This is a genomic window from Diplocloster modestus (genome assembly GCF_019042245.1).
GTDB lineage: Bacteria > Bacillota > Clostridia > Lachnospirales > Lachnospiraceae > Diplocloster > Diplocloster modestus.
In genome coordinates this window covers 472363-489458 of record NZ_JAHQCX010000001.1, presented here as the reverse complement: position 1 = coordinate 489458, position 17096 = coordinate 472363, and the positions used below count along the sequence as shown (strand labels likewise).

Below are 17096 nucleotides of genomic sequence, written 5' to 3'. Positions count from 1 at the left end.
CTCCAGTGCCGCATTTACTGCGGCTTAAATTCAGGTATGGTGTAACCGTTTCCTCCAGTGCCGCATTTACTGCGGCTTAAATTCAGGTATGGTGTAACCGTTTCCTCCAGTGCCGCATTTACTGCGGCTATATTACAAATCAAATAAGGACAACTGATTTGATTCCGGCAGATCACCCATCAGGTGCAGATCATCCATCAAGTCTGTAACCGTCTTACTAACCTTGGTTCTGGTCCGGAAATCGTCCTTTGATAGAAATTTCCCATCCTTGGCGGCATCCACGATGGCATCCGCCGCTTTATCCCCCAGTCCGTCGATGGATGAGAAGGACGGCATCAGCTTCCCATCGATAATCTGGAACTTGGAAGCCTGTGCCCTGTAAATGTCAATGGGCATAAAGTCAAATCCTCTGGCATACATTTCCTGAACGATCTTCATATCCTTCAGGGTATCCTGCTCCTTCTTGGACAGGGTATCGCTGCGCCTCTTGTAATCATCCAGAAAATATTCCAGCTTATCCCGTCCCAGACACATGATCTCGTAGTTAAACGAGGAGGCCCGGATACTGAAAAACGCCGCGTAATAAGCCAGCGGATAAAACACCTTGAAATAGGCGATCCGAAAGGCCATCATAACATAGGCGGCCGCATGGGCCTTCGGGAACATGTATTTGATTTTCTTGCAGGACCAGATATACCAGTCCGGTACATTCGCCTTAAGCATCGCTTCTTCCCATTCGGGCTTTAAGCCTTTCCCCTTACGGACGCTCTCCATAATGGTAAAAGAAAGCTCACTGTCCATGCCCATATGGATCAGATAGATCATGATATCGTCACGGGTACAGATAGCGGTGGAAATCGTCGCTTTCCCCTCTTCGATCAGCGTCTGCGCATTCCCCAGCCACACGTCGGTACCATGGGACAGGCCGGAGATACGGACCAGATCGGAAAAGGTCTTGGGCTTCGTATCCTGAAGCATCTGGATGACGAACTCCGTACCGAACTCCGGGATACCCAATGATCCCAGCTTACAGCCCCCGATATCCTCGGGCTTGATCCCCAGCGCCTCCGTATTCAGGAACAACGACATAACCTCTTTATTATCCAGCGGTATCGTCTTGGCATCCAGGCCCGTCAGGTCTTCCAGCATACGGATCATGGTGGGATCATCATGGCCCAGAATATCGAGCTTTAACAGGTTGTGGTCGATGGAATGGTAATCAAAGTGGGTGGTGATAATATCCGTCGTCATATCGTTGGCAGGCCGCTGAACCGGCGTGAAGGAATAGATCTCCTCCCCGTGGGGCAGTACAATAATACCGCCCGGGTGCTGGCCGGTGGTACGGCGCACGCCGACACAGCCGTCCACGATCCGGGTGATCTCACAGTTCCGCTTGCGCACCCCGCGCTCTTCATAATAATTTTTTACATAACCAAACGCCGTCTTATCCGCCAGAGTACCGATGGTTCCCGCACGGAAGGTCTGTCCTTCTCCAAAGATAACCTCCGTGTACCGATGCGCATTTCCCTGGTAATCACCGGAGAAGTTCAGGTCGATATCCGGCTCTTTGTTCCCCTTGAATCCCAGAAAAGTCTCAAAGGGGATATCAAAACCCGCCTTCACCAAAGGCTCCCCGCATTCCGGGCAATTCCGGTCGGGCATGTCGCAGCCGGAGCCGCCGCTGAAGGACTTCACCAGATCCGAATCAAAGTCGCTGTAGTGGCATTTTTTACAATAATAATGAGGAGCCAGCGGATTAACCTCCGTAATTCCGGCCATGGTAGCCACGAAAGAAGAACCTACGGAACCACGGGAACCTACCAGATACCCGTCCTCATTGGATTTCCATACCAGTTTCTGAGCGATAATATACATCACGGCGAATCCGTTGGAAATAATGGAATTCAGTTCTCTCTCAAGCCGTTCCACTACCACCTGAGGCAGTTCATCCCCGTACATCTCATGAGCGGTGTTATAGCAGATATTCCGCAGTGTCTTATCCGAATCCTCAATCACAGGCGGACATTTATCCGGCCGTACCGGAGAGATCCGCTCGATCATATTCGTAATCTTATTTGTGTTGGTAATCACTACCTCTTCCGCTTTTTCACTGCCCAGATAGCTGAACTCTTCCAGCATCTCCTCCGTCGTCCTGTAAAACAGCGGCGCCTGCATATCCGCGTCCTTGAATCCTTTTCCCGCCATGATAATCCTTCGGTATACCTCATCCTCCGGATTCAGGAAATGAACGTCACAGGTAGCGACCACAGGCTTACGGAACTGTTCACCCAGCTCCACAATCCGTTTATTCAGATTGATCAGATCCTGCCTGGAATTCACCGTGGACTTTTCATCCCGGAGCATGAATTCGTTATTTCCCAGGGGCTGTATCTCCAGATAGTCATAGAATTGGGCCAGCCTCGCGATCTCCTCCTGGGGTGATTCCCGCAGCAGCGCCTGATAAAGCTCACCGGCCTCACAGGCTGATCCGATCAGAAGCCCCTCCCGGTATTTCATAAATAGGCTTTTCGGCACTCTGGGCCGCTTCGCATAATAATCGATATGGGACATGGATACCAGGCGGTACAAATTCACACGGCCCACATCATTTCTCGCCAGTATAATGGCATGATAGGTGGGCAGTTTCTTAATCGCGGTATGATCCAACGTACTGATGCTGTTCACGCCGTCTAACGTCGTCACATCCCTGTTCTTTAACATCTCCACGAATTTCAGAAAAATCTCCGCCGTACAGGCGGCGTCATCCACTGCCCGGTGGTGATTATCCAGAGAAATATTCAGCGCCTTGGCCACCGTATCCAGCTTGAACCGGTTTAACTGCGGCAGCAGCACTCTGGCCAGGGAGACCGTATCGACCACCGTTTTATGTAAAGAAATCCCCATGCGCTTCGCGTTTCGCAGCACGAAACTCATATCAAAACCAGCGTTGTGCGCAACCATAACAGCGCCCTCGCAGAACGCCAGGAACTCCGGCAGCACCTGATCGATCATCGGGGCATCCAGCACCATATGGTCATTGATCCCGGTCAGCTTCTCGATATCGAAGGGAATCGGCACATCCGGATTCACAAAGGTGCTGAAGCGGTCCGTGATCCTTCCTTCCACCACTTTTACCGCGCCGATTTCAATGATCCGGTTATTCACCGGACTGAAACCGGTCGTCTCCAGGTCAAACACCACATAGGTATCATCCAGGCTCTGATTCCGGGAATCCGTGACGATCTCTTTCAAATCATCGACCAGATAAGCTTCCATTCCATAGATAATCTTAAAATCTGAGTCTTTGGGGATAGCGTGGTTGGCTTCCGGGAAAGACTGAACGACACCGTGGTCCGTAATCGCCACCGCCTTATGTCCCCATTTGACGGCCTGCTTAATAATATCCCCCACATCGGAGACTCCATCCATATCGCTCATCTTCGTATGGCAGTGCAATTCCACCCTTTTCACAGGGCTTACGTCCATCCGACCGGTTCTGAAATCCGCGATGGACTTGATCCCGACCACAGAGGCAATCGAAAGCTCGCCGTCGAACCGGTCGATATTGCTGACCCCTTTAATCTTGATAAATGCGCCCTTTTTGATTCCTTCCAGGATATCCGAAAGCTCATCATTTTTCACAAACATCTTTACATTGATGCTGTCGGTAAAATCTGTGATGCTGAAAATAATAATCGTCTTTTCGTTCCGGATCTCCCTGGTATCCAGGGTCATGATCTGGCCACGCAGTACCACTTCGCCGATCTCACCCACCAGCTGTTCGATGGGCATCGCATCCTCCTCGAAATCCCGGCCGTAGAGCACATCCGGGTTGTCCGACCGCTTGAAACCGCGGGGCGCCCTCCGAAATGAGGTGTCCTGTCTGTCTTCCCGTCCTTTTCTCCCCTGCTGGCCCTGATGCCCTTGCTGCTCCTGCACGCCGGGATCCTTCTCCGGCCCCTTGGCACCCTGGATCACCGATGCGATATTTGCGACTTCCTGCCTAATCTTCTGATCGCTCTGTTCCCGGTACTTGCTGGGCTTCACCTCTTCGAATTCGACCCGTACCTGGACCGGAAAGCCGCAGCGTTCATGAAAAATCTTCTCCAGGATACGCACCAGTTCATCTGTCTTGCTGGCAGCCACCACCGTCTGCTCCAGATGCAGCACCATGATCTGTTCTTCTACAAACTCCCATTTCGCTTTCCGAAACAGATTATATTCCACCATGCTGTATTCCCGCAGCTCATCCAGGATACTGTTATGGTATATTTCCATCAGTTTTCTGGGCGTATACTGATCCGACAGCTCATATTTTTCATAGATCTTAATCAGCATCGGCACATTGGGAAACAACTGATCTTTGATCGAGCGTTCCAGCCGGAAAATATGATCCTTCTGTATGAGGATTTTACTATTTATATGAATTCGAATCGCATCCCGTTTCGGGTTTGTAGACACCTTGCTGATCTGCGTGCATTCCATCATGTCCCGCAGATCTTCCTTTAACTCAAGAGTCGGAAATACTTCAAAAAACGGTTTAGCCATTACACTTCACTCCAATGCTCCAGCTCATCCTTCAGCACCTGCAAAAGCTGGTCCTCCGGAACCTTCTTTACCACTTCACCTTTTTTGATCAGCAGGCCTTCTCCCCTGCCTCCGGCGATCCCGATATCCGCTTCCTTCGCCTCACCGGGGCCATTTACCACGCAGCCCATGACCGCCACTTTGAGATCCAGCGGCATACCGGACACCAGCGTCTCCACCTGGTGCGCCAGCCCGATCAGATCGATCTGGGTCCTGCCGCAGGTCGGGCACGAAACCACCTCAATCCCGCCCTTGCGAAGCCCCAGCGTCCGAAGGATCAGCCTGGCCGACTTAATCTCCTCCACCGGATCACCGGTAAGCGACACCCGGATCGTATCCCCGATCCCCTGATACAGAATAATCCCAAGTCCCGCCGCCGACTTAATATTTCCGGACAGCACCGTCCCGGACTCCGTAATCCCCACATGCAGCGGATAATTGGTCTCCCGGGCGATCCGCTCATGGGCCTTAGCGCACATCAGTACATCCGAGGACTTAATACTGATCACCAGATTGTCATACCCCATATCCTCGATCCGGTGCACCTTATCCAGAGCGCTCTTAACGATTCCCTCTGCGGTCACCCCATGATATTTCTCCACCAGTTCTTTTTCCAGGGACCCGCTGTTCACACCCACCCGGATCGGAATATCCCGGCTCTTTGCCTCCTGAACCACAGCCTTCAACCGCTCCTGGCTGCCGATGTTCCCCGGATTAATCCGGATCTTATCCGCCCCGTTTTCCATAGCCGCGATCGCCAGCCTGTAGTCAAAATGAATATCCGCCACCAGCGGAATCCCGATCTGCTTCTTAATCTCCTTAAAAGCCCGCGCAGCCTCCATCGTAGGCACCGCGCACCGTATAATCTCACAGCCCGCCTCCGCAAGCCTCTGAATCTGCTCCACCGTGGCCGCCACATCTTCTGTCCTCGTATTCGTCATGGACTGGATCAGCACTGGATTCCCGCCGCCGATCACCCGGTCTCCGATCCGTATCACTTTCGTATGTTCTCTATGCATAAGGTCACTCCTTTATCGTCATCCACTTACCCATCCATTATACTCACTTCCCGGGTTCAGTGCAATGTATTTTCCTTGAGTGGCCTTGAACGGCAATTCTTTCCTAATATAAAAAGGCGGAGAAATCTCCGCCAAATTATGGAAACGCTTATCGGGTCAGAATACTATTGAACGTAGAGGTTTGTATAGCCCATGAGGCTTTCGTCAACTTCCCGGGCTGCCTCGCGGCCTTCCCGTATCGCCCAGACTACCAGGGACTGGCCTCGGTGCATGTCGCCGGCGGTAAAGACGTTTTCTATGTTGGTTTGGTATTTTCCGGGGGCGGTATCTACGTTGGCGCGGTCGTTTAGTTTTACCTGGAAGGCGTCCGCGATGGATTTCTGGGCCCCCAGGAAGCCCGCCGCGATGAGGACCAGGTCTACATCCTGGAGTGTCTCGCTTCCCGGGATTTCTGCCATGATTGTGCGGCCGGTATTCTCGTCTTTCTTGGGTTCCAGGCTGATTAGTCTGGCTTTACAGACGTTTCCGCTCTTGTCTTTCAGGAATTCTTTTACTGTGGTCTGGTAGATTCTGGGGTCATGGCCGAACCGGGCGATGGCCTCTTCCTGGCCGTAATCGGTTTTGCAGATCTTCGGCCACTCGGGCCAGGTGTTGTCCTCGGACCGCTCATCCGGAAGTTTGGGCATCATTTCCAACTGGATTACGGAGCGGGCACCGTGGCGGATGGCTGTGCCCACACAGTCGTTGCCGGTGTCCCCGCCGCCGATGACCATGACTTTTTTATCTCTGGCTGAGATGTATTGTCCGTCGGACAGTCCGGAATCCAACAGGCTTTTTGTGGTGGATTTCAGGTAGTCTACGGCAAAGTGGATACCTTTAGCGTCCCGGCCGGGTACTTTTAAGTCCCTGGGGTTTGCGGCGCCGCAGGCCAGGATGACCCGGTCAAATTCCCTTCGTATGTCGGAAGCTTTGATTTTGGCAGTTTTCGTATCCGCTGATCCGTGACCGGCTCCGACATTGGCATTCACTATGAATTCCACACCTTCTTCCTGCATAATCTTGATTTTGCGCTCGATGATCTTTTTATCCAGCTTCATATTGGGGATGCCGTACATCAGCAGGCCTCCCACACGGTCGCTGCGTTCGAATACGGTTACCAGATGGCCTCTTTTGTTTAGCTGGTCCGCTGCTGCCAGCCCGGCGGGTCCGCTGCCGATGACGGCTACCTTTTTCCCGGTCCGCACCCTGGGTGGATTGGCGGCGGCATAGCCGGCTGTGTAGGCGTGTTCCACGATCCCGTATTCGTTTTCCTTGACGGTCACCGGGCTGTCATTCAGACCGCAGGTGCAGGCGGCCTCGCAGGGAGCCGGGCAGACCCGGGCTGTGAATTCCGGGAAATTGTTGGTTTTCTTGAGACGTCTGTATGCCTGCTCCCAGTTTCCGGTGTAGACCAGATCGTTCCACTCGGGGATCAGGTTGTGCAGGGGACATCCGGTTACCATTCCGTTTAAGACCACGCCTGACTGACAGAAGGGTACGCCGCAGGCCATACATCTGGCCCCCTGCTGCCGCTGTTTCTCCTCAGAGAGCGGTGTGTGGAATTCATCGAAATTCCCGATACGGCTTTTGGGGTCCTGCACGCCGCTCACTTCTCTTTTATATTCCATAAAACCGGTAGGTTTTCCCATGATCCGTCCTCCTATTTGTTCTGATTTGCATAAAATGCTTCAATGGATGCCTGTTCACTGCTCAGGCCTTTTTCTTCCATCTGTACGATGGTGAGCAGCATCCGGTTGTAGTCGTAAGGGATGATCTTTTTGAATTTGGGCAGATAGGTTCCAAAATCGGCCAGTATCTTCTTGCCTTTTTCTGAATTGGTGTATGCCACATGTTCCCGGATCATATCCTTTAATTCCAGTACGTCGTATTTGGATGTGATCTCGCTTACGGATACCATTTCCTTGTTCAGCTTTTTATAGAGATCACTGTCCTCATCCAATACATAGGCGATGCCGCCGCTCATACCGGCCGCGAAGTTTTTCCCGGTCTTGCCAAGGACTACGGCCCGGCCTCCGGTCATGTATTCACAGCCGTGGTCGCCCACGCCTTCCACTACCGCGCTGGCTCCGGAATTCCGGACACAGAACCGCTCGCCCGCTACGCCGTTGATATAGGCTTTTCCGCTGGTTGCTCCGTAGAGGGCCACATTTCCGATGATGATATTCTCATCCTGGGCAAATTTGGCTCCCCGGGGAGGGTAGACGATCAGCTTTCCGCCGGACAGCCCTTTCCCAAAATAGTCGTTGCTGTCGCCGATGAGTTCCAGGGTCAGGCCCTTGGGAATGAAGGCGCCGAAGCTCTGTCCCCCGGACCCTTTGCATTTAACCGTAAAGGTATCCTCCTCGAGGGTATCCTGGTACATTCTGGTAATCTCGGCGCCGAACATCGTTCCAAAGGTCCGGTTGATGTTGGTGACATCCACCTCGATGCTTCTTTTTTGCCTGTTTGCCAGCGCCGGTTTTAATTTCTTAATTAATATTTTTTCATCTGCCGTATCTTCCAGATGGAAGTCATAGACCTGCTCGGGATCAAAGGCGTGCTTTTGGCCGTCCCTTGCAAAAGGATTATTCAGAATCCTGGACAGGTCTACTTTAGAGGCCTTTTCGGAAAGCAGCCCTTCTTTTTTACAGAGAAGATCACTTCGGCCTACCAGCTCATCCACCGTCCGCACACCCAGCTTCGCCATGTATTCCCTGAGTTCCTGGGCAATAAAGCGCATAAAATTGATCACGTATTCCGGTTTGCCCCTGAAGCGCTTGCGCAGTTCCGGATTCTGGGTGGCGATGCCCACCGGGCAGGTGTCCAGATTACAGACACGCATCATCACGCAGCCCATGGTTACCAACGCAGCGGTGGCAAAACCGAACTCCTCAGCTCCCAGCATGGCGGCTATGGCCACATCCCGGCCGCTCATCAGCTTACCGTCGGTCTCGATCACGACTTTGTTCCGAAGACCGTTCAGGATCAGGGTCTGGTGTGTCTCCGCCACACCCAGCTCCCAGGGCAGTCCCGCATTGTGTATGGAACTTCTGGGAGCAGCGCCCGTGCCGCCGTCATACCCTGATACCAGAATTACCTGCGCGCCCGCTTTGGCCACACCGGCCGCCACGGTTCCGACTCCCGCCTCAGATACCAGCTTCACGGAGATTCTGGCGTCCCTGTTGGCGTTCTTTAAGTCATAGATCAGCTGGGCCAGATCCTCGATGGAATAGATATCATGGTGGGGCGGCGGTGAGATCAGGCCGACGCCGGGCGTGGAATGTCTGGTCTTCGCCACCCACGGATACACCTTAGCCCCGGGCAGATGCCCGCCCTCACCGGGCTTCGCCCCCTGCGCCATCTTAATCTGGATCTCTTTGGCGCTGACCAGATAGCGGCTGGTGACGCCGAAGCGTCCGGATGCCACCTGTTTAATGGCTGAACAGCGGTTTTCGCCGTCCGGGCCGATGGTCAGACGCTCCAGGCTCTCTCCGCCTTCTCCGCTGTTTGACTTTCCATGCAGGCGGTTCATGGCGACAGCCAGTGTCTCATGGGCTTCCTGGGAAATAGAGCCGTAGCTCATGGCTCCTGTCTTGAACCGGCGCACGATGGAATCCACAGGCTCCACCTCTTCGATGGGCACGCCCTTTTTCGGATAGTGAAAGTCCATCAGTCCCCGCAGCGTGCCGGTATTGGACTGGGCGTTAATCAGCGAAGTGTATTCTTTAAACATACCGTAATCTTCCCGTTTCGCGGCTTCCTGCAGAAGATGGATGGTCTTAGGATTGTACAGATGCTCCTCCCCGCCGCTTCTGGCTTTATGGCGCCCGATGCTGTCCAGCGTCAAATCCACAGACAGCCCCAGCGGATCAAAGGCGGAGTCATGAAGCTCTACTACTTCTCTTTGGATGTCTTCCAGGGTGATTCCCCCGATCCGGCTGGTTGTACCGGTAAAATATTTTTCAATCACGCTTCCGTCGATACCGACGGCCTCAAAGATCTGTGATCCCTGGTAGGACTGAATCGTGGAAATTCCCATCTTCGAAGCGATCTTCACAATCCCGTGCAGGACTGCATTATTATAATCCGTAACGGCCGCGTAATAGTCTTTATCCAGCATCTTTTCATCGATCAGCTGCCGGACGCTTTCCTGGGCCAGATACGGGTTGATGGCACATGCGCCATAGCCCAGAAGTGTTGCGAAGTGATGAACCTCCCTGGGTTCGCCGCTCTCCAGGATCATAGCCACCGACGTACGCTTTTTCGTCTTGACCAGATGCTGCTGGAGCGCGGACACCGCCAGCAGGGATGGGATCGCCACATGATTTTCGTCCAGGCCCCGGTCGGAAAGGATCAGGATGTTCGCTCCGTCCCGGTATGCCCGGTCCACTTCCACGAACAGGCGCTCGATCGCCCGCTCCAGCCTGGTATTGGTATAGTAGGTGATCGGAATCACTTCGACCCGGAAGCCTTCCACCTGCATATTCTTGATTTTCAGCAGATCCGTGTTGGTCAGAATCGGATTGTTTACTTTCAGCACATGGCAGTTGGCTGCCTTTTCTTCCAGCAGATTTCCATCTTCTCCGATATAAACCGTAGTGCTGGTAACGATCTTCTCCCGGATCGCGTCGATGGGAGGATTCGTCACCTGGGCAAACAGCTGTTTAAAATAGTGAAACAGAGGCTGATGCTGGTTCGACAGGACCGACAGCGGTGTGTCGGCACCCATAGCGGCGATCCCTTCCGCCCCATTGCGGGCCATCTGCAGAATCGAGGTCTTCAGCTCCTCGTAGCTATAGCCAAAAGCTTTCTGTAATCTGGAACGTTCCTCCTGCGTATATTCCGGCACTCTCTGGTTCGGTATTTTCAGATTTTTAAGCTCCACCAGATTCCCGTCCAGCCATTCTCCGTAAGGCTGCCGGTTCGCATACCGCTCCTTCAGCTCATCGTCCGATATCACTTTTTGGGCCACCGTATCCACCAGAAGCATTTTCCCCGGATGCAGGCGTTCCTTAACCAGAATATGCGACGGGTCCAGATCCAGCACCCCCACCTCGGAGGACAGGATCAGCGTGTCATCATCGCAGATATAGTATCTGGAAGGACGCAGGCCGTTCCGGTCCAGCACCGCTCCCATCATATCCCCATCCGAGAACAGGATCGAGGCCGGCCCATCCCAGGGTTCCATCATAGTCGCGTAATACTGATAAAAATCTCTTTTGTTCTGGCTCATGGCCTTATTATTCGCCCAGGGTTCCGGGATCGTGATCATAACAGCCAGCGGCAGTTCCATGCCGCTCATAACCAGAAATTCCAGTGTATTATCCAACATGGCCGAGTCAGATCCCGCCGTATTCACCACCGGCAGTACCTTGTGCAGCTCGCTTTTCAGATAGCCGGATTCCATGGTTTCTTCCCTGGCCAGCATTTTATCCGCGTTCCCCTTTATGGTATTGATCTCCCCGTTGTGCACAATATAACGATTCGGATGCGCTCTCTCCCAACTGGGATTCGTGTTCGTACTGAACCTGGAATGAACAATGGCGATGGCGGATTCATAATCCTCACACTGCAGATCCTCGAAGAACAGCCGCAGCTGCCCCACCAGGAACATTCCCTTATATACGATGGTACGGCTGGAGAGAGATACCACATACGTATCCTCATTGCTCTGTTCAAAAACCCGGCGTACCACGTAGAGGCGTCTGTCAAAATCCAGACCCTTATCCACATTCTCCGGCTTTTTCACAAATCCCTGCAAGATGCAGGGCATGCACTCCACCGCCTTATGTCCCAGAACCTGCGGGCTGGTGGGAACCTCCCTCCAGCCAAGGAATTCCATGCATTCCTTTTCCACTATAATCTCAAACATCTTCTTCGCCTGATTGCGTTTCCGTTCATCCTGAGGGAAGAAAAACATACCGATCCCGTACTCTTTTTCCCCATTTAAAAAGATGCCGAAAGGTTTGACCGCTTTTACGAAGAATTTGTGGGAAATCTGTAAAAGAATTCCAACTCCGTCGCCTGTCTTACCTTCGGCATCTTTGCCCGCTCTATGTTCTAAATTTTCTACAATCTTCAGCGCCTGTTCCACTGTCCCGTGGCTCCTGGCCCCCTTAATGTTCACCACCGCGCCGATTCCGCAGTTGTCATGTTCGTATTTGGGATCGTACAGGCTGTTCGCTGTGTATCCCTCCGCTTGCTCGTACCGCATCATATACCCCTTTCCGGCTATCCCTTTTTAATTTGTCCCCACTATACAACAATTTTTTTTGATTGTAAATAGGAAATTTTTGAAGAATTGTCAGTTTATCTGACTATTTTCAACTATTATAAAAATTTTCAGACTATTTTTATCTCATTTACAAGTGTCACCTCCAAACGGTCATTTCCCGAATGTTTCACACGCTTCGACGCGAAACAAGCCGAATACTTCCTATCGATCCGCCACTCCCCGCTCAGTTCGCGCTCATTGCACAACACGTTTGGAAGCGGTCCGATCCGAAAAACAACCGCTTCAAAATCCGCTGCGCCGGACACCTGCAGCCGGTAACTGTTTTTCCATCTGTCCAGACAAAATACATAAGAAATTCTGTGTACGCTCCCATCGTTCTTTACCACAGGGTAATCCTTAACCCGGGCCCGGGTACATTCCCATGGAAGCCTCGGTTCCACGTGCAGCACATTCCCCTTCACGAATATACCCGCAACTAAAGACATGGTTTTCACAGTCTCCGCCGACTGTACCAGATTCCCCTCATCTCCCGGATTATGCATAATACATTTTTCCGGCACCCCATTTTTCCCGAAGGTATGATCGAACCCCGTCTCATAATTCTCATAAGTAAAGCATTCATGCATCACCCATGGATTCAGGTCCAAGGTCAAAGGCTCTACGATATCACCATCATAGGCCAGCCTGGCGATCCCGTCCAGGCATTTGGTATACACATTCACATCCCCCTGCAGCAGAGCCGCCTGGGTAAAATAATTCTGCCCATAACCCGCCATGGTATCATCATGTCTTCCCCCCATCCCTACAAAGCAGGTATTACTGACAAATCCATATTTCCTAAAGAAGTACCCTTTGCACATTTCCCGCTTGATATACTCATAAGAACTCCGGTTCACCTCCGCAAGCCTTATCTCATCCCAAAGCCCGTCCGCCCAGTCATAATCCAGTATAAACGGCAGTTGCCTTGTCCATTTCGAAATATCAAATTCCGGACCAAAATCGCCGGTCTCAGCCGCCAGTCCGGTCCGCTCATCGATCCCGTTCAGCCACACCCCTGTAGGCGTCTTCGTTTTTTGATCCCCCTTGCTCCCCCGGGACAGCAGCCACTGAAGCAGTGATTCCTTAAATCTGTCAGCCAATCCGGTAAGCCAAAGGCTTCGTTCCTGGTCATCGCAGTCATCAGCCATCTCCCGAAACGCCAGCGCTGCGATCATCGCCCCGTAAGTCCCAAACAGCGCAAAAATAAAATAATCCGTATCCGGATTACCCGACAGCTCGCTTTTACTTTTCAGCAAACCGCCATAAGGGGATTCCTCCGCCAATTCTTCAAACCATCCAAAAACCTCCGCACACCGTTCCAAATATCTTATTCCCATTCCCCGGTTTTTCCCCGAATATTTCCACACCCGGTAAACTCCCATCAGCAGGCTGACGTTCCCATCCACCTCATAACAGCCAAAATCCTGATTCACCACCCGGCCAAAATGATTTCCAAAACTTTTATCGTAACCAAGCACACACTCCGCCACGCTCCTGGCATCATCGATCAGGCCGCATTCCACCAGCTCCTGGATCCCCCTCCCCACGTCTCTGGACCACATCTGATCATAATAATTCGGCGTAGACAAAGGCGTCGTAGAGGTATGCAAAAATCCCCGTGGATAATTACCATTCCCATCATCCACTTTCATCAGCAGATCATTGACAATCTGCGAATAAATCACTCCAAGCCTATTCAGTAAATCCGTACCTTCCAACCGTATTCTCGTATACTTTCTCGTCTCCACAAACGCATCCCCCATTTTCCATATATACTTACCGCCCGGTGCACCCACATTCCAAATTCCATTAACTGGACTGTAACACAGCCACTTACGATACACCACCTTTTTCCTTTAGGGATTATGCTTTAAATATTTTATATTTGGTAAGAGCTGGGAAGAGCCCCGGAACCGGGTGTCCCTTACTCCCTCTCAGATTTTCCAAATCATCCCCCTGTCCAAAATCTGCTATTGCATTATTGTGCCTTCCAATTTAAAATAGAAAGAAAAAGGCAGGACGTACCAATGATGTACTATTTCATTGTGAATCCCAAAGCAAGATCGAATCGCGGAATGCGCATCTGGGACGTAGTTGAAAAAGAACTGAAAAAAGAACAGGTCTCTTACGAGGTCTATTTTACCGAATATCCCCATCACGCCACCGATCTGGCCCGCGTGGTAACCGAAGGCGGAGACTACCTGACACTGGTCGCCATCGGCGGTGACGGTACCGTTAACGAGGTCTTAAACGGTGTCGTCCGTCTGGAGCAGATCACGTTCGGATACATTCCTGCCGGCTCCAGCAACGACTTTATCCGGGATCTGCATTTACCTGTGAATCCCGTGGAAGCGCTGCACAACATCCTGCATCCAAAATATTATAAAAATATCCATCTGGGGCAGATCATTTATGCGGACACCCGCAGGCGCTTCGCGGTCAGCTCCGGTATTGGATTTGACGCCGCAATCTGCCACGAAGCACTGAAATCCAGGTTGAAAAATTTTCTCAACCGGATAAAACTGGGAAAGCTGACCTACATGGGTATCGCTTTTCACCAAATTGTACTGTGCAAACCGGAGCTGTTGACGCTGCATATCGACGGTTGTAAAACCTTCCAGTTTCCCCGCACCCTGTTCCTGGCTGCCATGAACTGCAGTTACGAGGGGGGAGGCTACCGCTTCTGCCCGAAGGCCAGCCCCGAACGGGAGGCTTTGGACTTCTGTATCGTACACGGACTTCATAAATGGGAGGTGCCGATTCCTCTTCTGGCTGCCAAGAAGGGCCATCACACCCGTTTTAAAGGAGTGGATACCCTTCGATGCCGAAAAGCCCGGATTCACGTGGATACTCCCCTGGCCGTTCATATAGACGGCGAATCCTGCGGCTTCCAGACGGACCTGGACATCGAGTGCTCAAAAGAAACACTGCGTATCATTGCCGGATGCTAAGAAAGGTCTGAATAAAAATGAAGATAAACCTGTTACAGAAATACAAGCATGCCTGGGTGCTGCTGTACGCTTTCCTCTATTTTCCATGCTTTATTTACCTGGAAAAGCATATAACAAAAGATTTTAATGTCATCCACATGCCGCTTGATGACTACATACCTTTTCTTGAAATTTTTATCATTCCCTATACACTCTGGTTCGCTTATATCGCCGGAACGATTCTGTATTTTTTCTTTACCGACGTCCGGGCGTATTATAAACTAACCGCCTTTTTGTTTATCGGAATGACCATATTCCTGATCGTTTCCGCGCTCTATCCCAATGGACAGCTGCTGCGTCCCCAGGTATTCCCCAGGGAGAATATTTTCACCGATATGGTTCGGGTCTTATATAAAAGTGATACCCCGACCAACATTCTTCCCAGCATCCATGTTTATAACTCCATCGGGGCCTGCATTGCCATTCTGCGGTGTGACGCACTGAAAAAGTACCGTTTGATTCGCATCGGCGCTCCGATCCTTTCGATATTGATTATTCTCAGCACGATGTTTTTAAAACAGCATTCTGTCTGGGATGTGATCTTCGGAATCGGGATGGCCTGGGTTCTCTATTATTTTATCTATCAAGTGGATTACGCTGCTGCCCGGGCGAAAAGGAAAAGCAAAGTAAAACGCTATTCGTAATATAGTCCGAAAACAAAGAAGAAAATAAAAAAGAGTTTCGCTTGCGAAACTCTCCGCCTGCGGCGGGCCGCGTAAGCGGCATCTTCCTTTCCGCCGCAGTGCGATCCCGCGAAGCGTTTTTTATTTCATAGGAGCACTTTCCTATGAAATAAAAAAGCCCCTCTGCGGGTTTGCCCTTTTAAACAGGGCCAACACCGCATAGGGGCTATTTTTCTGTGTTACTAATGTTCCTCAAAGGCCAAAATATGCGCGTACCAGCCGGACCAGGCTCTCCTGATCCTCCGTCCCCATCAGCTCTCTGCTGGAATGCATCGCCAGAAGCGGTACGCCCACATCCACGGTACGCACCGGCAGCACGCTGGAGGCTATGGAACCCAGGGTTCCTCCTGATGTCCCATCCGACCGATTGGCAAACTTCTGATATAGAATACCCTCCTGCTCACAGATCTGCTGCACGATTGCGATGGCCTCACAGTCTGTGGCATAAGACTGGGCGCTGGCTTCCTTGATACACACGCCTCCATTCAGCTTATTTTTATTGGTCGGATCGCTCTTCGCGGGGCTGCCCGGATGGATGGCATGCCCCACATCCACAGACAGCAGAAAACTTTCTTCCAATGTGCCCAGATACTTATTCCGGTCTCTTCCGAAACCAGCCATGATCTTCTCCAGAACCGTGTTCAGCCACAGGGAACCCGCTCCCTGCTTCGTCCTGCTGCCGATTTCCTCGTGGTCAAACAGCGCGATCACATTGATTCCCTGCCTGCGCTCCCCTTCCATCAAACCGGTCAGCAGCGCCTGCACACTGGTCAGGTTATCAAGCCTTGGAGCCGAGATAAACTCCCCGTCCATACCGATCACATCGCCCGCATCCGCGTTATAAATTCCGATCTCATAATCCAGTATATTCTCCGGTTTGGTATGCAGCTCATTCGCCAGGAATCGGATGAGGAAATCTTCTTTATTCAGCTTTTCCCCGATCATACCGGCCACCGGAAGCATATCCGTCTGCTTATTCAGCTCGATCCCCTTGTTGATCTCCTTATTCAAATGAATCGCCAGGTTCGGGATCGTAAGAACCGGCCGCTTCACATCCATGAGCCTAACCACCGGATGGAAAGCATCCTCCCCTCTTAAGGCCACGCGTCCGGCCATGGAAAGGGGCCGGTCCAGCCACGTATTTAAAATCGCGCCTCCGTAGACTTCCACATTCACCCGGCCGTAACCCTCGTCATCCATCTCCGGATGGGGCTTTAACCGAAGTCCCGGAAAATCCGTATGGGCCGCCGCGATCCGGAATCCTTCCCGAAATGAAAATTCAGATCCCACCGTAAAGGCGGCCAGGCTGGAACCATGATGAACGACATAATATTTTCCCTGGCTCGTCAGCCCCCAGTCATCCCGGCTGTCCAGTTCCGTAAACCCCGCATCCTTCAGCTGGCGCACCGCGGCCTCCACGGTATGAAATGATGAGGTGGCCGTCTCCGTCAGCTGTAATAATTTTTCCGCATGTTCCATTGTACTCATTGGTATTTCCTCCTGC

General features: G+C 51.8%; 8 protein-coding genes. 2 read left to right on the top strand and 6 right to left on the bottom strand.

The genetic code is table 11. The features are described from left to right. Positions 1-132: 132 nt before the first annotated feature. The 5 genes from KTH90_RS02245 to KTH90_RS02225 form a co-directional block, all read right to left on the bottom strand. Entirely contained in the window at positions 133-4548 is a 4416-nt protein-coding gene (locus KTH90_RS02245) for a PolC-type DNA polymerase III (RefSeq protein ID WP_158352664.1), read from the bottom strand. Then, complete coding sequence (ispG, locus tag KTH90_RS02240; RefSeq protein ID WP_158352665.1) at positions 4548-5606, bottom strand: flavodoxin-dependent (E)-4-hydroxy-3-methylbut-2-enyl-diphosphate synthase; 1059 nt, start codon at positions 5604-5606, stop codon at positions 4548-4550. The genes KTH90_RS02245 and ispG overlap by 1 nt, the downstream gene beginning before the upstream one ends. 164 nt (positions 5607-5770) lie before the next feature. Further along, complete coding sequence (locus tag KTH90_RS02235; protein WP_158352666.1) at positions 5771-7294, bottom strand: glutamate synthase subunit beta; 1524 nt, start codon at positions 7292-7294, stop codon at positions 5771-5773. 11 nt (positions 7295-7305) lie between these two features. Further along, a complete protein-coding gene (gene gltB / locus KTH90_RS02230) occupies positions 7306-11862 on the bottom strand; it encodes a glutamate synthase large subunit (protein WP_158352667.1) in 4557 nt (1518 codons plus the stop codon). 125 nt (positions 11863-11987) lie between these two features. Beyond that, positions 11988-13667, bottom strand: coding sequence for a hypothetical protein (locus KTH90_RS02225; RefSeq protein WP_158352668.1), 1680 nt, complete (start codon positions 13665-13667; stop codon positions 11988-11990). A 279-nt stretch (positions 13668-13946) separates the two neighbouring features. Between KTH90_RS02225 and KTH90_RS02220 the strand changes: the two genes are divergently transcribed. Next, positions 13947-14870: a diacylglycerol/lipid kinase family protein gene (locus KTH90_RS02220; protein WP_158352669.1), complete on the top strand. Its 924-nt coding sequence runs from the start codon at positions 13947-13949 to the stop codon at positions 14868-14870. Between the two features lie 17 nt (positions 14871-14887). Further along, positions 14888-15553 (top strand): phosphatase PAP2 family protein, encoded by a 666-nt coding sequence (locus tag KTH90_RS02215; protein WP_158352670.1) that lies wholly within the window; start codon positions 14888-14890, stop codon positions 15551-15553. Positions 15554-15784: 231 nt separating this feature from the next. On the opposite strand, the gene KTH90_RS02210 is transcribed toward KTH90_RS02215, so the two are convergent. Continuing rightward, positions 15785-17080 (bottom strand): M18 family aminopeptidase, encoded by a 1296-nt coding sequence (locus KTH90_RS02210; RefSeq protein WP_158352671.1) that lies wholly within the window; start codon positions 17078-17080, stop codon positions 15785-15787. Positions 17081-17096 lie beyond the last annotated feature (16 nt).